Origin of the sequence: Pseudomonas sp. ok272 (assembly GCF_900109995.1) — a bacterium.
In the GTDB taxonomy this organism is placed as follows: domain Bacteria; phylum Pseudomonadota; class Gammaproteobacteria; order Pseudomonadales; family Pseudomonadaceae; genus Aquipseudomonas.
The window spans coordinates 41273-62136 of sequence record NZ_FOCB01000013.1 but is presented as its reverse complement, the minus strand read 5'-3'; the positions used below and the strand labels follow the sequence as shown (position 1 = coordinate 62136).

The following is a 20864-nucleotide window of genomic DNA, read 5'->3' as shown; positions in this document are numbered from 1 at the left end:
GACGCTACTCCATGTGCTTTTATTGTTATGGCAAACAGCACTTTTAAAAACGCTCCGAAGGACGGCAGGCCAGGTGCTCGCCAAGTCGTTCAAAGTTGCATCGCCCCTGTTCCTGCGTGTGCCCCGTTCTTAAAAATCCGTGGATGGACTATATCCAGCAGGGTGTACTGCTTGATCCCTCTAAAGTGTGATTTGCAGCCCCCAGCCACTCTCCAACCGTCCGTTGCCAGCCCGGCAGAGCCCGGCACCGCAAGGATGGCTGAAAATTCCGAATACACAAGCCAAGCGCTTGCTTGGTGGGCCTGGCGCGCCCTTTCGGGCACGGCAACGGGCGCTCAGAGCGTCGACAGGAAGGTGCTGTTGTTCGCCTGCCACTCGGTGATGTCCAGGCGGATGCGCTTCTTGTCGAGCTTGCCGACGCTGGTCTTGGGAATTTCCGTAACAAGGGCGATCTGGCTCGGGATCGCCCACTTGCTCAGGTGTCCCAACTCCACGAATGGCTTGAGGTGATCCTTGAGTTCCCTGGCCCCAATCACATGGCCCTCACGGATCACCAGCAAGGCAAACGGGCGCTCGCCCCATTGCGGATCCGGGATGCCAACCACTGCTACTTCGCGTACCGATGCATGACGGCTGATCAGGTCTTCCAAGTCCAGGGAGGAGATCCACTCGCCCCCGGTCTTGATCACGTCCTTGATGCGGTCGCGAATGTCGATCACGCCCATGCTGTCCAGGGTCGCCACATCCCCCGTGTGCAGCCAGCCCCCGGCCCAGAGCTCGGCGCCCTTTTCCGGTTCTTTGAAATAACCCTCGGAGAGCCACGGTGCACGCAGCACCAGTTCGCCCTGGGTCTCGCCATCCGCCGGCAGGAAACACCCTTCGGCGTCGACAATCGCCGCGTCCACCAGCGGCCCGGGCACGCCAGCCTTGATCCGATAGGTCGTGCGCTCGTCTTCGGTACCCGCCATCAATTCGTCATTGAGGTGCGCACAGGACACCAGCGGCCCGGTTTCCGACATACCGTAGGCGGCGGTCAGTTGGATGCCGCGGGCCTTGGCCGTTTCATACAGTGTACGGTTCAAGGAGCTGCCGCCGATGACGATCTTCCACCCCGCAAAGTCGGTGCCCTGGGCCGCCTTGGCATTGAGCAGCATTTGCAGGATGGTCGGCACGCAGTGGGAGAAACTGACCTTTTCCTTCTGCCACAGTTGCACCAGGTACTCCGGATCGTAGCGCCCGGGGTAGACCTGCTTGAGCCCGAGCATCGTCGCGACGTAGGGCAAGCCCCAGGCGTGCACGTGGAACATCGGGGTGATCGGCATGTAGACGTCGTTGGTGCCCAGCAGGCGCACGCTGTCGATGCTGCCCATGATCGTCGACACGCCCATGGTGTGCAGCACCAACTGGCGATGGGTGAAGTACACCCCCTTGGGGTTGCCGGTGGTGCCGGTGGTGTAGAAGGTGGTCGCCACCGAGTTTTCGTCGAAGTCCTCGAAGGCATAGCTGGGACTCGCGCCCGCCAGCAGTTGTTCGTACTCACCCACCAGGTTGGGCAGGTCAGCGGTCTTGTCCGGCAAGTCGGTGAGCAGCAGGGTTTTTTCGACGGTGGTCAGGTGCCCGGCAATCGCCTGGTACAGCCCGACGAATTCGCTGTTGACCAGCACGAAGCGGTCCTCGGCGTGGTTCATGGTGTAGAGGATCTGCTCGGGGGACAGGCGCACGTTGATGGTGTGGATCACCGCGCCGATCATCGGGATGGCAAACATGCATTCCAGGTAGCGATGGCTGTCCCAGTCCATTACCGCCACGGTGTCACCGGCCTTGACCCCGGCCGCCGTCAGCACGTTGGCCAGGCGCGCGACCCGCTCGATCAAGGTCGGATAGGTGTAGCGCAACTGGTCGCGGTAGACGATCTCGCGGGTCTTCTCGTAGCGGCTGCCGGACATCAGCAGGCGCTTGATCAGCAGCGGGTATTGATAAGCGCCTTCGGCGGGAGGAATAACGCGAGTCTGCAACATAAGCATCCCTTTATCTGACTGCACGGTCTGGGCGTGAAGTGGCACTCTAGCCACCTCACACGTTCACCAAATCAGCCAAAGGAATGATTTGTCGCACCGCACAAATGCTAGCTTTGCGCCACCATCCATGCAGAATAAACCCGCTCCCCCACGCCACTTGGCCTACAGCCGCCTCGGCGGCTGGGCCACCATCCCGGGGAATACTTCACCCGATCAATGCATCTCGGTAAAGGCCAGCTTCACGCCGATACCAATCAGCACCACGCCCATCATGCGGTCGAACCAGTGGCCCATCCGGGCAAAGCCGGCGCGCACCCGTTGCTGGCTGAACAGCATCGCCACCAGGCAGAACCAGACCGCGGTGGCAACGGCCAGGTACACCCCGTAGCCGGCCTGGATCGCCAGTGGCGTGTGCGGGTTGATCACCACGGTGAACAGCGACAGGAAGAACAGCGTGGCCTTGGGGTTCAGGCCGTTGGTAACGAAACCCGAGGTGAAGGCGCCGCGAGCGGTGCGGACGCCGGCTTCCTTGTGCAGCGTTTCGGTGGCCGGTTTCGCCGGCTGGGCGCGCAGGGCCTTGAAGCCGATGTACAACAAATACGCGGCCGCCAGCCACTTCAGCGCGTTGAACAGTACGATCGATTGCGACACGATCAGGCCGATGCCCAGCAACGAGTAGCCAACGTGCAGGAAGATCGCGGTGCCCACCCCCAACGCCGTCCAGGTGCCCGCACGACGACCGTGGGTCACGGCTTCGCGCACCACCACGGCAAAGTCCGGCCCGGGGCTGGCCACGGCCAACAGGTGAATCAGGGCAACGGTCAAAAACTCTGTCCAGTACATGGGGGGCTCCTTTAGGCCAAGCGTAACTAGTTGTTTCATCTGATAGGCTCGGCAGATTACGCCTTCAGACTCATGCGCAAAAGGTACAGTTAATGACGAACAATCGCCGCGCCGTTTTCCTCGATCACCCTTCACTGGATTTGGGGGACCTGGACCTCAGCTCATTGCGTGACTGCTTCAGCGAACTGCAGCTGTTCGCCCAGACCGAACCCGACCAAGTGGCCGAACGCCTGCAAGGCGCCACGGTGGCGATCACCAACAAAATCGTGATCGATGCCGCTGCCATGGCCGCCAATCCTGAGCTCAAGCTGATCCTGATCAGCGCCACCGGCACCAACAACGTCGACCTGGCCGCTGCCCGCGCCCAGGGCATTACGGTGTGCAACTGCCAGGGCTATGGCACCCCGTCGGTGGCGCAACACACGATCATGCTGCTGCTCAACCTGGCCACCCGGCTGGGGGACTATCAAAAAGCCGTCGGCGAAGGCCGCTGGCAACAGGCCAAGCAGTTCTGCCTGCTGGACTACCCGATTGTCGAGCTGGAGGGAAAAACCCTGGGCCTGCTCGGCCACGGTGAGTTGGGGGGCGCCGTGGCACACCTGGCCGAAGCCTTTGGCATGCGCGTGCTGTCTGGGCAAATCCCCGGGCGCCCGGCCCGTGCCGAGCGCATCCCGCTGGACGAGTTGCTGCCCCAGGTCGACGCCTTGACCCTGCACTGCCCGCTGAACGAACACACCCGCCACTTTATCGGGGCCCGCGAACTGGCCCAGCTCAAGCCCGGGGCCTTTGTGGTCAACACCGCCCGTGGCGGCCTGATCGACGAACACGCCCTGGCCGATGCCCTGCGCAGTGGCCACCTGGGCGGCGCGGCGACCGACGTGCTGAGCGTCGAGCCGCCCACGACGGGTAATCCGCTGCTGGCCGGGGACATCCCGCGCCTGATCGTGACCCCGCACAACGCCTGGGGCAGCCGTGAAGCACGGCAGCGAATCGTCGGCCAATTGACCGAAAACGCTCGGGGCTTCTACAGCGCTACAGCGCTGCGGGTCGTCAGTTGATAAACTGCCGCACTTTTTTTCAAGGAGCAGAGTATGGATCCGCGCAGTGAAGTACTGCTTCGTCAGGCCGAATTGTTTCAAGGCGAGTTGCTGCTGGCCGGTTTACCCGCCGACGATTTGCTCGGCCGGTTACCCAACGCCCACGGCTGGTGCTGGCACGCCGGCGACCAGGCCGCGCTCGACGCGCGCTTTGCCGAGCGCAGCCACTTCGGGGTGAATGCGCCGAGCCGCGCGTTCGAGACGGCCGTGGTGTTCCTGCCCAAGTCCAAGGACCTGACCGACTACATCCTCAACGCCCTCGCCTCGCGCCTGGCGGGTCGAGAACTGTACCTGGTGGGTGAAAAGCGCAGCGGCATCGAGGGCGCGGCCAAGCAGCTCAACCCGTTCGGCAAGCCACGCAAGCTCGACAGCGCCCGCCACTGCCAGCTCTGGCAAGTGACAGTGGCCAACGCACCTGAAGCCAAATCGCTGGAAAGCCTGGCCCAGGAGTATGAGTTGCCGCTGGCCGAAGGCCCCTTGAAAGTCATCAGCCTGCCGGGCGTGTTCAGCCACGGCCGCCTGGATCGCGGTAGCGCCTTGCTGCTCGAACACCTGGACAAATTACCCAGCGGTCACGTGCTGGACTTCGGCTGTGGCGCCGGGGTGCTGGGGGCGGCAATCAAGCGTCGTTACCCGCACAATAGCGTCACGTTGCTCGACGTTGATGCATTTGCCGCGGCCAGCAGTCGCCTGACGCTGGCGGCCAACGGCCTGGAGGCCGAGGTGCTGACCGGGGACGGCATCGACGCCGCGCCCATGGGCTTGAGCGCCATCCTGAGCAACCCGCCGTTCCATGTCGGGGTGCACACCGATTATTTCGCCACCGAAAACTTGCTGCGAAAAGCACGCAATCATCTGAAAAATGGCGGCGAACTGCGCTTGGTAGCCAACAGCTTCCTGAAGTACCAACCGCTGATCGAGGAGCACCTGGGGCCCTGCGCGATCAAGGCCGAAGGTAACGGGTTCCGGATCTACCGGGCCAAGCGCGGTTGAGATCCTTCTGACAAGGAAGTTTGAAAAAGAACACTTGCCGAACGGATTCTGCCTAGGCAGAATCCGCTCCGTCCTAGGGGAGTAGTCTCCCACGAGCGCCTTGCTCGTCCGGCATACGTCAACATACTTGGTCCTCAGACCATGGCGTATGCGACCCCAGCGTCCACACAGATGGATTGCAGGGTTTGACAAGACCTATGACACGCACACCTTACCCGGGGCGGGAAGGCTGTACGTGTCATAGCCGTGTCGACCCGCCCCTTAGGAAAACCTAATGCTGGATTCTTTGCTCGTTCCCACCGCAATCGTTGCCTTGGCCGAAATCGGCGACAAGACGCAACTGCTCGCGCTTATTCTCGCCGCTCGCTTTCGCAAACCCTGGCCAATCATCGCCGGCATCGTCGCCGCGACCCTGGCCAACCACGCGGCTGCGGGGGTGGTCGGTGCCTGGTTTGGCAGTTTCTTCTCGGACGCCATGCTGCACTGGATCCTGGCCGCCAGCTTTGCCGCCACCGCGCTGTGGACCCTGGTGCCGGACAAAATGGATGACGACGAAGCCAGCACAGCCCGCAAGTACGGACCGTTCCTGACCACCTTGATCGCGTTCTTCCTCGCCGAGATGGGCGACAAGACCCAGGTCGCCACCGTGATGCTCGCGGCGCAGTACCCGGAGTTGTGGCTGGTGATCATTGGCACCACGCTCGGCATGCTGATCGCCAACGTGCCCGTGGTCCTGGCGGGTAACTTCGCCGCCGACAAATTGCCCCTGACCCTGATCCGTCGCCTCGCGGCTTCGGCGTTCCTGATCCTGGCCATCGTGGCGGTGTACAAGGCGATGCAGAGCAGTGGCTGGGTTTGACGGGGTAGGCCAATTGACCGTGTGACCATTGTTCGCGAGCAGGCTCGCTCCCACAGGGTCAGGTGGGCGCGAGCCTGCCCGCGAAGGCGCCTCTACAGGCGCCCCATGACCATCAGGACTTCTTGGCCTGCAGGTAAAGCGGCATCACCTTGGGAATCGCAGCGTCCAACGAAGCGATCCGGCTGCTGGAGGCCGGGTGGGTGCTCATGAACTCAGGTGGCGCGCCGTCGTTGACCTTGCTCATCTTGTTCCACAAGCTGATCGCCGCGTTCGGGTCATAGCCGGCGCGAGCGGCCAGTTCCAGGCCGATCAGGTCGGCTTCGTTTTCGTTGGCGCGGCTGTTGGGCAAGGTCATGCCGTAGTTGGCCACCGTGTCGGCGAGTGCCAGGGTGTCCTGACCCAAACCGAGCAAGGCACCGGCGCCCTGCTTGGCCATCTCAATGCCATAGGCCTTGGACATCGCTTCACGACCGTGCTCGCGCAGGGCGTGGGCGATTTCATGCCCCATGATCGCGGCGATTTCATCGTCGGTGAGCTTCAGGCTGTCGATCAGCCCGGTGTAAAAAATGATCTTGCCGCCAGGCCCGCAGTTGGCGTTGAGCTCGTCACTCTTGATCAGGTTGACTTCCCACTGCCATTGGGCCGAATCCGGACGAAAGGTCGGGGCCTGGGCAATCAGCCGGGTAGCGATCGCCTGGACCCGCTTGGCATCACTGCTGGTCTTGTCCAGCACACCCTTGCTGCCCGCCTCGCCCACGGTCTTTTGATAGGACTGGGCATACATGTTATTGACCTCATCGGTCGACAACATGCTGAACATCCACTGCGAACGCTCAACACCTACCGCGCCGCCGCTGGTGGTATTGACCGACTGACAACCGCCGAGCAACAGACTGGCGCCCAAGGCGCACACAACCCACTTTTTACCCACGAGCGCTCTCCCTGGAAATATGCCGCGTATCGTAGGCGGTGCCGTGTATCCGCGCCACACACAAAACGGTACAACCTGTGACTTTACGGCAGTGGCCGACGAGATACGCTACCGGCGCAGACACTGCTCAACCGGGCGTCAGGCATTCAGGTGCATTGAGCTTGGGATCGTTCACCAGGTTGGCCAACACCCGCTCACGCAAGGCGGTGGGCTCACTGGCCAGCAAGGCCTGCAAGGCGTGCAGCGGGGTCTCGGGGTTGAGCCAGGCTTCTTGCCCGGCGGCATCGAGGATCAGCGGACGGCGCTGGCTGGCTGCCGACTGGGTGATCACCGCCGTGCTCAGCCACACCTGCTCCTGCACCGGATAGGCCTCCCAGATCGCCGCAAAGAACAGCGCCGAACCCTCGCCCGGCGTCAACCAGTACGGGCGCTTGCGCACGGTGCCGCGCCACTCGTAGAAACCGTTGGCCGGCAACAGGCAACGGCGCTGGGCAAAGGCCTGGCGAAACATCGGTTGCTCGGCCACGGTTTCGGCCCGGGCATGGGCCGGCGTACGGGACAGGTCCGTCAGCCACGGTGGCGTCAGCCCCCAGCGAGCACGGGCCAGGGTGCGCTGGCCGGCCTCGGCGCGCAGGATCAGCACCGAGTCGTTCGGCGAAATATTCCACTGCGCCTGCTGATCGGCCGGAAAACCGGGCAAGGCCGCAAACGCGGGGTTCCAGCGAAACAGGGCAAAACGTCCACACATGGGGCATTACGACTCTTGATCAAACGGCCGCCAGCCTAACAGACCAGCACGCCAGGGAAGCTATCGGGTTCATCATCGGACACTGGCAGCGCGGCATTGTAGGCAGCAATCAGCTCGCGGGCGTATTGCGCCTGGTCATTGTCCACGACCAGGCCCAACAGCCCAAACACCGGCAGCTCCCCCGTAGCACCGAGCAAATCGCGCCCCACCAGGTGCGCCTCCACGCCTTCGCTGGCCAGCATCCCCTGCAGCAACTCGCCTTCCATCAGGTCTTCCGGTTCGTAGATGCGCTGCATGGCGCTCACCCCTTAATCATTTTCGCGGTGGACTTCGAGCATCCATTCCCGCCCATCGGTTTGCAGCGTGAACGTGATCGGCCGACAGCAGACCGGGCAGTCCTCTATATAGGTCTGGTCGCCTCCCGACAGATCCAGGACCGCTTCGGCTTGCTCACCACAATAAGGGCATTGATAACGCTCGGTTTCCAGCATCGCGGTCTCCCAAGTGACTTGTGCGTATAATCGCCGGTCTATTTGCAGGGCTATTTTTGTTTGAGCTAACTTTTCAGACCGTACCCTGTATGGATTCGACTCAATCCATTACTTACCCTAGCCGTTTCTAACAAGAGAGCATGATGGGCGAATTCGATGCCATCCGACCTTACGACGACAGCGAAGTCCCAGCGGTGCTGGCACGGTTGCTTGGCGACAAGGCGTTTTTAGATATCCTCACCCACTTCCGCTTCCCGCGATTGGCCAACGCCCTGGGCTGGTTGCTCAAACCCCTTATAGCTCATCGGCTACGCCGTGAGTTCGCCGGGGTCACCTCGGTTGCAACCCTGCAGGACAAAGTCGAAGTCTATGTCGACCACACCATCGAGCGCGCCACCGACGGCGTGACCTACACCGGGGTGGAACAATTCAAGTCCGGCAGCGCCTACCTGTTCCTGGCCAACCACCGCGACATCGTGATGGACCCGGCCTTCGTCAACTACGCGATCTACCACGCAGGCCTGCCAACGCCCCGCATCGCCATTGGCGACAACCTGCTGCAAAAGCCCTACGTCAGCGACCTGATGCGCCTGAACAAAAGCTTTATCGTGCATCGCTCCATCAGCGGCCGGCGCGAGAAGATGGCGGCCTACCAGTTGCTGTCGGCGTACATCAATCATTCGATTCGCAATGACTGCCAATCGATCTGGATCGCCCAGGCCGAAGGCCGCGCCAAGGACGGCGACGACCGTACCGAGTCGGCGATCCTCAAAATGTTCCACATGAGCCGCAAGGACGAGCCGTTCGGCGACGTCATCCAGTCGCTGAACCTGACCCCGGTGTCGATCAGCTACGAGTACGACCCATGCGACCAGGCCAAGGCCCGCGAGCTGTACATCCGCGCCACCACCGGCAGCTACACCAAGGTGCCGGGCGAGGATGACGCGAGCATCGCCAAGGGAATTACAGGCTACAAGGGCCGGGTCCACGTCAACTTCGCCGCCCCCATCCGCGAGCGATTCGAAGACACCAAGCAGCTGGCCATGGAAATGGACAGGCAAATCCTCGGCGGCTACCGCCTGTTCCCGGTGCACTACCTGGCTTATGCCCAATGGAAGGATGCCGACCCGCAACTGAACGTGCCGGACGCCGCCCAGGTATTCCCGGCCGAAGAACTGGCCAAGGCCCAGCTGCAATGGCAAAGCCGCCTCGACACCTGCCCCGAGGAACACCGGCCGTTCCTGGTGCTGCAATACGCCACGCCGGTGCGCAATCAGTACCGGGTCAAGGCAGGCCTGGCACTGTAGGGCGCCAACTCGTACGGTGTGGGATCGCTCCCACACCGACTGGCGTAATCGTCAGAACCGAGTGCTGATCCACGATACCAGCAACGCCAACCCCAGGCAGGCAAAGCCGAACGCGTAGAAAAACCGGTTCATGCGCAAGGTCTCGATGCTCAACAGGTGCATCCGGTTATCACGGCTCCCGCGCTCGGCCTGCGCCGCGAGACTGGCCCGCGCCAACTGCTCGCGACGGCGCGCAATGTGCAGCAGCCAACTGCCGGGGCAGGCAAACACCAGGGCGAGGACGTTGATCAGTTTGGCGGGGTGTGCGGCAAGCAGCGAGATCAATTGCAGTGACATCAAGAACCTCAAGCAAAACAGGACAAGCGGAGCGTCGACAACACCCACGGCGCGGATTCTACCCAAACCCCTCGCCCCTGCCCGGACTTTCCGACAAGTTACGAAACAATCCACCGACTCATGTTCTGCGTCACGTCTTCGTCATCTAAACACGTCACTCTGTCGCCCCTCGAAACCGACACGGAACTTGTCATGCTGCACGCCGAAAACCAGGACCGCCTCTACCTCATCACCCCCAGCGACGAACAACAAACCCTCGTCGGCAGCCTGGCCTTCAACGTCCAGGACCGCCACTGGCTGGTCTACTGCGCCCTGGGGGGCCACCAACACCCCGACCTACCGGAAACCGACCTGTTCACCGGCGTCAGCGTGCTGGACTTCTACTCACAGGCGGCATAACCACCGCCAAACTCCCAGCCACCCCGATACGCTCTTCACCACTCAACAGGCCGAGCGTTAGCTCGCCTGCCGCTCTTGATCTTGATCTTGATCCACCCGCCCCATCGGCAGGCTGAGCGCAGGTGTCCCTCTGGGGACTGGCGCACAGCGCCGTTCGACGCAGTCGAACACATCGCAGGGAGGTGCAGCGAAGCAAACAGGAGGGCGATGCCCCCAGAGGAATACCGCAGCGAAGGAACCCCGAGCCTTAGCGAGGGGCCGAACGCTCGGGGCAAAGCCTTTTGGTTACTTTTTGGCGCTTGAAAAAGTGACCCGCTGCAAGAGCGGAACCGCCAGCAGCCATGACCGCAGCAATGGATATGTACACCAACAAGAGATAGGCCAGCCGGCAAGCCGGGCTCGCTCCCACCGTTGGACCTGGGTACATCCGCAAGAGACCGGTTGGCTGACGACCGCCTTCGCGAGCAAGCCCGCTCCCACAATTTAGATCGCGGTACATCCGTCAGAGCCAGGCTGACTGTCAGGCTCTCCCCCACAAAAAAGCCCGACATCCTCACAGGCCATCGGGCTTCTCGACATCAGGCGAAACACTACTCGCCGAGGATCTGACCAACCGTCGGATCCTTGAACAGGCGGGTCAACGCATCGCTCAACACATCGCTGACCAGCTTGTTATTGGTTTCCTGATTCGGTGCCATGCCAAAACGCTGGTCCAGCGACGCACCATAGCGGCCACTGTAACGACGGTTGGCGTTCTGCACATCAGAACGGAAGGTCGCGCCGATCGTCGCCTCTGTCACATACAAACCTTCCTTGGGCGACTGATACTTCAGCTCGGCCAGGGTGACCGTCAGTTGCGGGGCATTCAGCGCATTGGCAGTCGGGGTAAAGCCCAGCAGGCGCACCGCCGCTTCGGCCTGGGCCTGCAACTTCGGCAGAATCTGCGCGCCCTGCACAGTAATGGCGCTGGTTTCAGGATACAGGCCACCACGGGTGCCCAAGGTCGGCGACGGACGGCCATCGACCACCCTCACCACCACCGGCTGGCCACGCCCGACCGGCGCCAGCTGCGCCGTCAGCTTCGGCTCCGGGGCAAGTTGCTGCGGGCTGTGGGCGCAGCCAACCAAGGTCAAACTGGTCACAGTGATCAAACCGAACAACAGGCGTTGCAACATGCGCTTCTCTCCAGAATCAGGCACAAACTTGAGGCGCAGTATAGCGGCGCGCACCGCCTGCAAACCAGCGACCCTGAACATGGGCTGAAGACAGTTGAAATGTCCCCCAGGCGCGCCGCCAGTAATCGGAGTGTCATGCCACACTGCTAACTTTACGCTGTCACTATTCGAGGGCCTTGCCATGCACTCTCTCTGGTTACTGTTCGCTCCGCGCCGCCAATATCGCCACTTCGCACAGCTCGACAAGCATGAGCGCTGCCTGGCATTCAAGCACTGTCGCATGCCTCCCAAAGGCGAAGACTGGGTGGAAATCAGCGAAGTTCGCCTCAACTGGTTGCACCAGCCCCTGCCGGCCAGTGCTCGCCTAAAACCACAGGCGGCCCAGGCAAGGCTGCACTCGGCGCTGGCCCGTTGACCCGATTGCTAATAAAAGTCATTAAACACGACCATTTCCCTGCGTTTCTTCGCTACAATCTCCCCCCGATTATAAGGACGTCTCCTGATCGGGCCTCGCAGCACCGCTGATACTTGCGTATTAGCATCCCCGAACCGCCCACAGAGAGCCGCCCACACAGATCGAGTGAAGCTGGCGAGCTTGCTGTTTGTCCTGCAAACCACCACTTTTCGCGCATCTGCCAGAGCTGTCATGACGCTCGGTCACTGAGTTGTTTGCCCGTTTATTTCGGGCACGGTGCCAGGCGCGGATAGCCCTTTTTTGAGGTTCACGTCTTCAAAAGAGCGTGAAAAAACGGGTTTTCACAACTTCACAAGAGTGTGGCGAGCAAATGAATAGTTTTGCGTCTGAATATGCACCATTAGCGTCTACAACAGCCCAACGACACAGGGCCGGGCGTTTCTCGAACGCCGGAGCCTGAAGCCTGTCCGCTACGGATTTGGTTGCACAAACAGATGTCTCGACCATAAGTCGAATTGCCACCCGCGCGCTGAAATGAGTTCATAGCAACTCTAAGCCCGGTGGGTAGCGTCTGTCGAAGTTGCGAAAAATTGCGAAGATTCGGACATGGCGATCCTGGCCATGGGTGACCTGGGGCTCTACAGAGCATGCCCCGTAACTCCTGGCAGCTATGCCGACAATTTGGTGCTGCAGATTTTGGAGACGCGTTAAATGGCGCATAACGAAGCAGTCGACGTAGTACTGGTTGGGGCCGGCATCATGAGTGCCACCCTCGCCGTACTGCTCAAAGAACTCGACCCGACGATCAAGCTGGAAGTCGTCGAGCTGATGGATTCCGGGGCCGCGGAGAGTTCCAACCCGTGGAACAACGCCGGTACCGGTCACGCTGGGCTGTGTGAGCTGAACTACACGCCACAGGCCGCTGACGGCAGCGTCGACATCAAGAAAGCGGTGCACATCAACACTCAGTTCGAAGTCTCGAAGCAGTTCTGGTCGTACTTGACCAAGAAAGGCACCTTCGGCTCGTGCAAGTCCTTTATCAGCCCGGTTCCGCACCTGAGCTTCGTGCAGGGTGACGCTGGCGTGTCGTTCCTCAAGGAACGCTTCAACGTACTCAAGCAGCACCATGCCTTCACTGACATGGAGTACACCGAAGACAAGGCCACCATGGCCGACTGGATGCCGCTGATGATGCCCGGGCGCCCGGCTGACGAAGTCATTGCCGCTACCCGTGTCATGAACGGCACCGACGTCAACTTCGGCGCCCTGACCAACCAACTGCTCAAGCACCTGACCAGCGCACCCGATGCCCAGGTCAAGTACTGCAAGCGCGTGACCGGTCTCAAGCGTAACGCCAACGGCTGGACCGTCAGCATCAAGGACGTCAACAGCGGCAACAGCCGTGACGTCGATGCCAAGTTCGTCTTCCTCGGCGCGGGCGGTGCGGCATTGCCGCTGCTGCAGGCCTCGGGCATCGAAGAAAGCAAAGGCTTTGGTGGTTTCCCCATCAGCGGCCAATGGCTGCGTTGCGACAACCCGGAAGTGGTCAAGCATCACCAGGCCAAGGTCTACAGCCAGGCCGCCGTCGGTTCGCCGCCGATGTCGGTGCCGCACCTGGACACCCGCGTGGTCGATGGCAAGAAATCCCTGCTGTTCGGACCGTACGCCGGTTTCACCACCAAGTTCCTCAAGCACGGCTCCTTCATGGACCTGCCGCTGTCGGTTCGCGCCGGCAACATCGGGCCGATGCTGGCCGTGGCCAAGAACAACATGGACCTGACCAAGTACCTGGTCAGCGAAGTGATGCAGTCGATGGAGCAACGCCTGGATTCCCTGCGTCGTTTCTATCCACAGGCCAAGGCCGAGGACTGGCGCCTGGAAGTGGCTGGCCAGCGTGTGCAGATCATCAAGAAAGACCCGAAAAAAGGCGGCATCCTGCAGTTCGGTACCGAACTGGTCGCGGCCCAGGACGGTTCGCTGGCCGCACTGCTCGGTGCTTCGCCAGGTGCCTCGGTGACGGTTTCGATCATGCTTGAGCTGATCGAGAAGTGCTTCCCGGCCAAGGCCTGCGGCGAATGGGCTGCCAAGCTGGCAGAGATCTTCCCGGCCCGCGAGAAGGTCCTGGAAACCGACGCTGCGCTGTATCGCAAGATCAACACGCAGAACAACGTCGCCCTGGAACTGGTTGAAGAAAGCCGCGAGGCGCCAAGCCTCGCTTGACGCTCAGCGCCATGAAAAACGCCCCGTCCTGATGCAGGACGGGGCGTTTTTTTTGTCGCGACGAAACCCTTAGCCGCGCGCCTTTTCGATCAACTCGATGTACTCGGCGCCGTTGCGCTGGTCCTTGATCACCTCGACAAAGGTCTGGCCGTGTTCATCCTTGCCGTCCAGGTCGTGCCCGGCCTCGACAAAGAACACCAGGAAACGCTCGAAATCGTCGATACGCAGGCCACGGTAGGCCTTGATCAGTTTGTGATGGGACGGTGAAGTCGCGTCAACCGGCTCGAAATCAAGGAACAACTTGACCTGGGCATCGCCGATTTCATCACCAATCAACTGTTTCTTATCTTTACGCATTGCCGACTCCAGCTCGCAGACATTTCACGGGGCGGGCAGTTTACCCCTGCACAGCGAATCGCCTCAACGTGCGCGCACGGCCCCGGTGTGCAGGTCCGCCCAGACATGGCCATTGGCGTAGCTCAGGAACTGGCAATACAGCGTGCCATTGCGCAGCAGGTCCATCACCACCGAGTACTGGGCCATGGGGTAATACAGGGTCAAGACTTTGCGCTTGTCGTCGTAGACCGGCTTTTTCAGGCTTTTGCTTTCGCCGTCAAAGTTCAGCAGCACCTGGTTGATGGTCGCGCCTTTGTTGAGGGGCTTGCCCTTGAGGCGAATCATCACCGGCGACGTCACGGGGATCGGTTGCTGATTGGACTGGCGCTGGCTGCCCACCACCACCGAGTACTCGGTGATCTGCAGCAGTTGCTGCTGCTCGGGTTGAGCGTCACGCAGGGTCAGGTCGTCGGGCGGCAGAAACTGTCCGTGCATCAGCGCAGGCGCGGCGGCCAGGGGCAGGCTGCAGCTCATTAGCAACAAGACGGCGCAACGACGAATCAACGGGCTCATGACAGGCTCCTGAGGGCGGGGCCGGGCACTCTAGCATGGGCGAGATGGAGCAACCGACCATCCGTAGGAGCGAGGCTTGCCCGCGAAGAGGGCCTGACCGCCAACACTTCGGTTGGCGGTGACATCGCTTCGCGGGCAAGCCTCGCGCCTACAAAGGGTTGGACCAGGTTCTTACATGCCTTTGACGGCAAAGATCCCGTTGGCGTTGCGCCAGTAGCCCTTGTAATCCATGCCGTAGCCGAAGATGTAGCGGTCGATGCACGGCAGGCCGACGAAATCGGCTTTCAGGTCCGGACGCGCCTTGCGGTCGTGGTCCTTGTCGATCAGTACCGCGGTATGCACCTTGCGGGCACCGGCGTGCTTGCAGAAGTCGATGATCGCGCCGAGGGTGTGACCTTCGTCAAGAATGTCGTCGATGATCAGGACGTCACGGTCGATGAACGAGACTTCCGGCTTGGCCTTCCAGAACAGGTCGCCGCCGCTGGTTTCGTTGCGATAGCGGGTGGCGTGCAGGTAGGACGCTTCCAGCGGGAACTGCAGGTAGGTCAGCAGCTTGCCGGCAAAGATCAGCCCGCCGTTCATCACACAGAACACCACTGGGTTGCTGTCAGCCAGTTGTTCGTTGATGTGTGCACCGACGCGGGCGATGGCGGCCTCGACTTCAGCTTCGGTGTACAGGCAGTCAGCCTCTCGCATGATTTGACGGATATGCTCGAGATCAGCGGACATGGCGCTCTCCAGGGGTGGCGGATTCAGGAAAAGCGGGCAAAGGTACGCATCCCGCCCGGTCTAATCAAGCATTTGTGGACTAACGTACTGTATGTCTATAGGACATCACCCCCTGGATAGATTAATCTAGGCCGGTTTTTTTGCCCGCCGCCGGAGCTTTTCCCTATGCCCATCCGTGAGATCCGCCATCCGCTGATCCGACACAAACTTGGCCTTATGCGCCGCGCAGACATTAGCACGAAGAATTTCCGCGAGCTTGCTCAGGAAGTCGGTGCCCTGCTGACCTACGAGGCCACCAAAGACCTGCCCCTTGAAACCTACGACATTCAAGGCTGGTGCGGCACTGTTTCGGTCGAGAAGATCGCCGGCAAGAAGATTACCGTGGTGCCGATCCTGCGCGCCGGTATCGGCATGCTCGAAGGCGTACTCAGCCTGATCCCGGGCGCCAAGGTCAGCGCCGTGGGCGTGGCCCGCAACGAAGAAACGCTGCAGGCCCACACCTACCTGGAGAAACTGGTTCCAGAAATCGACGAACGGTTGGCGATGATCATCGACCCCATGCTCGCCACCGGCAGCTCGATGGTCGCCACCATCGACCTGTTGAAAAAGGCTGGCTGCAAAGACATCTGCGCCATGGTTCTGGTTGCTGCGCCCGAAGGGATCGCCGCCGTGGAATTGGCTCACCCGGACGTGACCATCTACACCGCCTCGATCGATGAGCGACTCAACGAACACGGCTACATCATTCCTGGCCTGGGCGATGCGGGCGACAAGATCTTCGGCACCAAGCAGAAGGACGCGTAACCATGCAGGATGAGTTCAACGACCCGCTCTGGCGCCAGGTCCTGTCAGGCGCGCAAATGCTGTTCGTGGCATTTGGCGCACTGGTATTGATGCCGCTGATTACCGGCCTCGACCCGAACGTCGCGCTGTTCACCGCGGGCCTGGGGACCATCCTGTTCCAGGTGGTGACCGGGCGTCAGGTGCCGGTGTTCCTGGCGTCGAGCTTTGCCTTCATCACCCCGATCATTCTCGCCAAGGGCCAGTTCGGCCTCGCGGCGACCATGGGCGGGGTGATGGCCGCCGGTTTCGTCTATACGTTCCTGGGCCTGGCGGTGAAGATCAAAGGCACCGGGTTCATCGACCGCCTGCTACCGCCGGTGGTGATTGGCCCGGTGATCATTTCCATCGGCCTGGCCATGGCGCCGATTGCCGCGAACATGGCCATGGGCAAGGCCCCCGATGGCCGCGAGCTGATTCATTACCAGACGGCGATGATGATCTCGATGCCGGCGCTGCTGACCACCTTGATCGTGGCGGTGTTCGGCAAGGGCATCTTCCGCCTGGTGCCGATCATCTCTGGCGTGTTGGTGGGCTTTGGCATGGCGTTCTACTTCGGCGTCGTCGACACCGCGAAGATCGCTACCGCCCCCTGGTTCGCCATCCCGGCGTTCACCGCACCCGAGTTCAACTGGCAGGCGATCCTGTTCATTGTCCCGGTCGCGTTGGCGCCGGCCATCGAACACATCGGCGGGGTGATCGCGGTCGGTAGCGTCACCGGCCGCGACTACCTGAAGAAGCCTGGCCTGCACCGCACGCTGTTTGGTGACGGTATCGCCACCACTGCAGCCGGCCTGCTGGGCGGCCCACCCAACACCACCTACGCCGAAGTGACGGGCGCGGTGATGCTGACCAAGAACTACAACCCGAAAATCATGACCTGGGCGGCGATCTTCGCCATCAGCCTGGCGTTTATCGGCAAGTTCGGCGCACTGCTGCAAAGCATTCCAGAGCCGGTGATGGGCGGGATTCTGTGCCTGCTGTTCGGCTCGATCGCCGCGGTGGGCATGAACACCATGATCCGCCACAAGATCGACCTGGGCGAAGCACGCAACTTGGTGATCGTCTCGGTGACCCTGGTGTTCGGGATTGGCGGTATGCTGGTCGGCACCGGCACCGGGTCGGACGACTTCGGTCTCAAGGGGATCGCGCTGTGCGCCATCGTGGCGATTGCCTTGAACCTGCTGTTGCCGGGCAATGATGGCTGGAAGAACAAGCAGCCGGATGAGCCGTTGTTGTAAGCAGCGCCATGTCCTGGGCTGATTGACAGGACCTCTTCGCGAGCAGGCTCGCTCCCACAAGATCAACATAAACCTTGTGGGAGCGAGCCTGCTCGCGATGCTTCTAGAGGGCCAACGGCGCCCTGTCACACAGCGTATTCAACGCCTTCGCCCATTGCGGGTCATCGTTGAGACACGGCACCAGCACCAACTCCTCCCCTCCCGCTTCGCGGAACTGCTCCAACCCTCGATCACCAATCTCTTCCAAGGTCTCGATGCAATCGGCGACGAACGCCGGGCACATGACGAGGATCTTCTTCGCCCCGCTTTTGCCCAGCTCATCGAGACGCGCCTCGGTGTAGGGTTCGATCCACTTGGCGCGCCCCAGGCGTGACTGGAACGACACCGACCACTTGCCGTCCGGCAACCCCAGGCGCTCGGCAAACGCCGCCGCGGTGCGCAGGCACTGGCCGCGATAGCAGGTGGCAACGACTTGCGGCGGGGCGCCGGCACAGCAATCGCCAGCGCCGTCAAAACTATGGCCGGGATTGAGTTTCTTCAGGTGCCGCTCGGGCAACCCGTGGAAACTCAGCAGCAGGTGGTCGTAATCCTGCGCCAGGTAGGGCTTGGCACTGGCCACCAGAGCATCCAGGTACTCCGGCTGATCGTAGAACGGCTGGAGGATCGACAACTGCACGTCCAGCTTGCGCTCACGTATCACCCGTCGGGCTTCCTCGATCACCGTGGTCACCGTGCTGTCGGCGAACTGTGGATAAAGGGGCGCCAGGGTGATCTGCTTGATGCCCTGGGCGGCCAGGCGCGCGAGCACCGTGTCGATCGACGGCTCACCGTAACGCATGGCCAGTTCGACCGGGCCCTTGGTCCATTGCGTGGTCATGGCGTGTTGCAAGCGACGGCTGAGCACCACCAGGGGTGAGCCTTCATCCCACCAGATCGAGGCGTAGGCATGGGCCGACTGTTCGGGGCGCTTGATCAGAATCAGCGAGACCAGCAAACGCCGGACCGGCCATGGCAAGTCGATGACGTAAGGGTCCATCAGAAACTGATTGAGGTAGCTGCGCACGTCCGCCACCTGTGTGGAAGCGGGTGAACCCAGGTTGACCAGGAGCAACGCGTGATCGGTCATGCAACGTCCTATTTCAAAGGCGGCTGGACAGGTCGTCCAGGGCCGCGCGCAATTCAGTGAAGCGAAAGGTAAACCCGGCCGCCAACAGCCGCGCGGGGGTCGCCCGCTGGCCACCCAGCAACAACAGCGACAACTCGCCCAGCCCCAGCTTCAGGGCAAAGGCCGGCATCGGCATGAACGCCGGCCGATGCAGCACCGCGGCCAGGGTCTTGGCGAACTCGCGGTTGCGCACAGGTGTTGGTGCGCAGGCATTATAAGGACCACGGGCGTTATTCTCATGCAGAAGAAAATCAATCAGCGCGATTTGGTCCTCGATGTGAATCCATGACATCCACTGCCGGCCATTGCCAATCGGCCCGCCCAGCGCGGCCTTGAAGGGCAGCAGCAGGCGCGACAAAAAGCCGCCCTCGGCCGACAGCACCAGGCCCGTGCGCACCAGCACCACCCGCATGCCCAGCGCCTCGGCGCGCTGCGCGGTTTCTTCCCAGGCGATGCACAGGCGGCTGGCAAAGTCTTCGCTGACCGGCGGCGAATCCTCGGTCAACTCACGCTCGCCGCCGTCGCCGTACCAGCCCACCGCCGAGCCTGAAATCAATACCGACGGCTGGTGCTCGCGACTTTCCAGCCACAGCAGCAAGGTCTCGCTCAGGCGGATCCGGCTATCCCACAGCAACGTCTTGCGTCGGTGGGTCCACAGGCGATCGGCAATCGGCGCCCCGGCCAAGTTGATCACCGCATCCACCGGCGCCTCGCCAATGTCCTCCAGATGGGCAATGCCACGCACCTGGCTGCCGCATAACTTCGCGACTTTTTCGGGTGAGCGGCTCCACACCGTCAAGCTATGGCCCTGGCTCAACCATTGCCTGCAAAGTTGGCGTCCGATCAATCCAGTACCGCCGGTCAGCAAGATGTGCATGACATGTTCCTCGCGTGGCGTTTTACTCCGATCACTAGTCTATTTTTATAAACAGGGATGTTTCGGATCGGACAGGTCTATGGTTAACCATAGGCCAAGCTGTCAGAACGATAACGCCAAAAGTTATACCAATAATTAAAATTGTACAGGATTGGCAGCGCGCGAAGCCTGTAGAGAAAGGTAAACGAGGCCCCTATGACTGTCCCTATCGCAATCATCGGCACCGGCATCGCCGGGCTCTCTGCAGCCCAAGCCCTGCAAGCGGCCGGGTACGTCGTGCAGTTGTTCGATAAAAGCCGCAGCAGTGGCGGGCGCATGTCGAGCCAGCGCACGGAGGCCGGCGCACTGGACATGGGCGCGCAGTACTTCACCGCCCGGGATCGACGCTTCGTCAACGAGGTCCAGCGCTGGCAAGCCAACGGCTGGGTCGCCGAGTGGACACCGCTGCTCTACAACTGCCAGGGCGGCCAACTCAGCCCCTCGCCCGATGAACAAACCCGCTGGGTCGGCAGCCCGCGCATGAGCGCCATCCCGCGGGCGCTGATCGGCGACGCGCAGGTGCATTTCTCCTGCCGCATCACCGAAGTCTTTCGCGGTGAAGAGCACTGGCACCTGCAGGACGCCGAAGGCCTCGCCCACGGCCCGTTCAGCCATGTCGTGATTGCCGTGCCGGCGCCCCAGGCCACGGCCCTGCTCGCCGCCGCACCGAAACTGGCGAGCGCCGCCGCCGGGGTCAAGATGGACCCTACCTGGGCCGTCGCCCTGGCCTTCGACACCGCCCTCGATACACCGATGGAAGGCTGCTTCGTGCAAGACAGCCCCCTGGACTGGCTCGCCCGCAACCGCAGCAAGCCAGGACGCGACAACACCCTGGACACCTGGGTCCTGCACGCCACCAGCAGTTGGAGCCGGCAACATATCGACTTGCCCAAGGAGGCGGTGATCGAGCAATTGCACGGTGCCTTCGCCGAACTGCTGCACAGCGCCATGCCCGCCCCGACCTTCAGCCTGGCCCATCGCTGGCTCTATGCCCGCCCCGCCAGCAGCCACGAATGGGGCGCACTGGCCGATGCCGACCTGGGTCTCTACGTGTGCGGTGACTGGTGCCTGTCAGGTCGGGTCGAAGGCGCCTGGCTCAGCGGCCAGGAAGCCGCTCGCCGGTTGCACGAACACCAGCAGTAGAAACCGCCACCCCACCGGACCGTCCCGCCAGGGGTGGCGATCCGTGCTCACCGCAAAAAGTTATACAAAGTCTTTGACTTGTACACCAT

Annotated in this window: 23 protein-coding genes and 1 riboswitch; of the genes, 10 read left to right on the top strand and 13 right to left on the bottom strand. The window is 61.7% G+C overall.

The genetic code is table 11. The features are described 5' to 3' along the window. Positions 1–335: 335 nt before the first annotated feature. Together BMW74_RS18490 and BMW74_RS18485 are read right to left on the bottom strand one after the other, a co-directional pair. On the bottom strand, positions 336–2018 hold the full coding sequence (locus BMW74_RS18490) for a fatty acid--CoA ligase (protein WP_093424790.1): 1683 nt from the start codon (positions 2016–2018) through the stop codon (positions 336–338). Between the two features lie 213 nt (positions 2019–2231). After that, positions 2232–2861 carry a LysE family translocator gene (locus tag BMW74_RS18485; protein ID WP_093424787.1) on the bottom strand — a complete coding sequence of 210 codons (630 nt, stop codon included), beginning with the start codon at positions 2859–2861 and terminating at the stop codon, positions 2232–2234. Between the two features lie 92 nt (positions 2862–2953). Between BMW74_RS18485 and BMW74_RS18480 the strand changes: the two genes are divergently transcribed. The 3 genes from BMW74_RS18480 (at position 2954) to BMW74_RS18470 (ending at position 5810) form a co-directional block, all read left to right on the top strand. After that, complete coding sequence (locus BMW74_RS18480; protein WP_093424784.1) at positions 2954–3919, top strand: 2-hydroxyacid dehydrogenase; 966 nt, start codon at positions 2954–2956, stop codon at positions 3917–3919. 33 nt (positions 3920–3952) lie between these two features. Next, positions 3953–4951 (top strand): class I SAM-dependent methyltransferase, encoded by a 999-nt coding sequence (locus BMW74_RS18475; RefSeq protein ID WP_093424781.1) that lies wholly within the window; start codon positions 3953–3955, stop codon positions 4949–4951. A gap of 64 nt (positions 4952–5015) precedes the next feature. Beyond that, positions 5016–5151: riboswitch (yybP-ykoY riboswitch) on the top strand. Positions 5152–5225: 74 nt separating this feature from the next. Further along, on the top strand, positions 5226–5810 hold the full coding sequence (locus BMW74_RS18470) for a TMEM165/GDT1 family protein (protein WP_093424778.1): 585 nt from the start codon (positions 5226–5228) through the stop codon (positions 5808–5810). Between the two features lie 112 nt (positions 5811–5922). Here BMW74_RS18470 and BMW74_RS18465 read toward each other — a convergent pair whose 3' ends face one another. From BMW74_RS18465 to BMW74_RS18450, 4 genes are all read right to left on the bottom strand, one after another. Next, positions 5923–6741 (bottom strand): M48 family metallopeptidase, encoded by an 819-nt coding sequence (locus BMW74_RS18465; RefSeq protein WP_093424775.1) that lies wholly within the window; start codon positions 6739–6741, stop codon positions 5923–5925. A gap of 127 nt (positions 6742–6868) precedes the next feature. Beyond that, positions 6869–7489 carry an SOS response-associated peptidase gene (locus tag BMW74_RS18460; protein WP_093424772.1) on the bottom strand — a complete coding sequence of 207 codons (621 nt, stop codon included), beginning with the start codon at positions 7487–7489 and terminating at the stop codon, positions 6869–6871. Positions 7490–7524: 35 nt separating this feature from the next. Continuing rightward, positions 7525–7785: a putative signal transducing protein gene (locus BMW74_RS18455; protein ID WP_093425055.1), complete on the bottom strand. Its 261-nt coding sequence runs from the start codon at positions 7783–7785 to the stop codon at positions 7525–7527. A 12-nt stretch (positions 7786–7797) separates the two neighbouring features. Then, positions 7798–7980 carry a CPXCG motif-containing cysteine-rich protein gene (locus BMW74_RS18450; protein ID WP_093424769.1) on the bottom strand — a complete coding sequence of 61 codons (183 nt, stop codon included), beginning with the start codon at positions 7978–7980 and terminating at the stop codon, positions 7798–7800. A 143-nt stretch (positions 7981–8123) separates the two neighbouring features. Between BMW74_RS18450 and BMW74_RS18445 the strand changes: the two genes are divergently transcribed. Next, the gene (locus tag BMW74_RS18445) at positions 8124–9287 is read left to right on the top strand and encodes a 1-acyl-sn-glycerol-3-phosphate acyltransferase (RefSeq protein WP_175479256.1); all 1164 of its coding nucleotides are present in this window, start codon (positions 8124–8126) and stop codon (positions 9285–9287) included. A 51-nt stretch (positions 9288–9338) separates the two neighbouring features. Here BMW74_RS18445 and BMW74_RS18440 read toward each other — a convergent pair whose 3' ends face one another. Continuing rightward, complete coding sequence (locus BMW74_RS18440; protein ID WP_093424763.1) at positions 9339–9623, bottom strand: hypothetical protein; 285 nt, start codon at positions 9621–9623, stop codon at positions 9339–9341. A gap of 192 nt (positions 9624–9815) precedes the next feature. On the opposite strand from BMW74_RS18440, the gene BMW74_RS18435 reads away from it, so the two are divergent. Then, complete coding sequence (locus BMW74_RS18435; protein WP_093424761.1) at positions 9816–10022, top strand: hypothetical protein; 207 nt, start codon at positions 9816–9818, stop codon at positions 10020–10022. A 590-nt stretch (positions 10023–10612) separates the two neighbouring features. Here the strand turns inward: BMW74_RS18435 and BMW74_RS18425 are convergent. Further along, the gene (locus BMW74_RS18425) at positions 10613–11197 is read right to left on the bottom strand and encodes a YajG family lipoprotein (RefSeq protein WP_093424758.1); all 585 of its coding nucleotides are present in this window, start codon (positions 11195–11197) and stop codon (positions 10613–10615) included. A gap of 181 nt (positions 11198–11378) precedes the next feature. On the opposite strand from BMW74_RS18425, the gene BMW74_RS18420 reads away from it, so the two are divergent. Both BMW74_RS18420 and mqo read left to right on the top strand, forming a co-directional pair. After that, positions 11379–11612, top strand: a complete 234-nt coding sequence (locus BMW74_RS18420) for a hypothetical protein (protein ID WP_093424757.1) — start codon at positions 11379–11381, stop codon at positions 11610–11612. A 711-nt stretch (positions 11613–12323) separates the two neighbouring features. Next, positions 12324–13832: a malate dehydrogenase (quinone) gene (mqo, locus tag BMW74_RS18415; RefSeq protein WP_093424755.1), complete on the top strand. Its 1509-nt coding sequence runs from the start codon at positions 12324–12326 to the stop codon at positions 13830–13832. A gap of 69 nt (positions 13833–13901) precedes the next feature. On the opposite strand, the gene BMW74_RS18410 is transcribed toward mqo, so the two are convergent. The 3 genes from BMW74_RS18410 to BMW74_RS18400 all read right to left on the bottom strand — a co-directional run bounded on the left by BMW74_RS18410 (position 13902) and on the right by BMW74_RS18400 (position 15470). Next, positions 13902–14189 carry a PA4642 family protein gene (locus tag BMW74_RS18410; protein WP_093424753.1) on the bottom strand — a complete coding sequence of 96 codons (288 nt, stop codon included), beginning with the start codon at positions 14187–14189 and terminating at the stop codon, positions 13902–13904. 63 nt (positions 14190–14252) lie between these two features. Beyond that, positions 14253–14741, bottom strand: coding sequence for a hypothetical protein (locus BMW74_RS18405; protein WP_093424751.1), 489 nt, complete (start codon positions 14739–14741; stop codon positions 14253–14255). 171 nt (positions 14742–14912) lie between these two features. Beyond that, positions 14913–15470: a hypoxanthine-guanine phosphoribosyltransferase gene (locus BMW74_RS18400; protein WP_093424749.1), complete on the bottom strand. Its 558-nt coding sequence runs from the start codon at positions 15468–15470 to the stop codon at positions 14913–14915. Positions 15471–15635: 165 nt separating this feature from the next. Here BMW74_RS18400 and upp point away from each other — a divergent pair, with 165 nt between their 5' ends. Both upp and BMW74_RS18390 read left to right on the top strand, forming a co-directional pair. Then, complete coding sequence (gene upp, locus BMW74_RS18395; protein ID WP_093424747.1) at positions 15636–16274, top strand: uracil phosphoribosyltransferase; 639 nt, start codon at positions 15636–15638, stop codon at positions 16272–16274. Between the two features lie 2 nt (positions 16275–16276). Continuing rightward, a complete protein-coding gene (locus BMW74_RS18390) occupies positions 16277–17551 on the top strand; it encodes a uracil-xanthine permease family protein (RefSeq protein WP_093424745.1) in 1275 nt (424 codons plus the stop codon). Between the two features lie 103 nt (positions 17552–17654). On the opposite strand, the gene hemH is transcribed toward BMW74_RS18390, so the two are convergent. Together hemH and BMW74_RS18380 are read right to left on the bottom strand one after the other, a co-directional pair. After that, positions 17655–18677, bottom strand: coding sequence for a ferrochelatase (gene hemH, locus BMW74_RS18385; protein ID WP_093424743.1), 1023 nt, complete (start codon positions 18675–18677; stop codon positions 17655–17657). 13 nt (positions 18678–18690) lie between these two features. Then, the gene (locus BMW74_RS18380; RefSeq protein WP_093424741.1) at positions 18691–19593 is read right to left on the bottom strand and encodes a TIGR01777 family oxidoreductase; all 903 of its coding nucleotides are present in this window, start codon (positions 19591–19593) and stop codon (positions 18691–18693) included. Positions 19594–19788: 195 nt separating this feature from the next. On the opposite strand from BMW74_RS18380, the gene BMW74_RS18375 reads away from it, so the two are divergent. Next, on the top strand, positions 19789–20775 hold the full coding sequence (locus tag BMW74_RS18375; RefSeq protein ID WP_093424738.1) for an NAD(P)/FAD-dependent oxidoreductase: 987 nt from the start codon (positions 19789–19791) through the stop codon (positions 20773–20775). Positions 20776–20864: the final 89 nt, after the last annotated feature.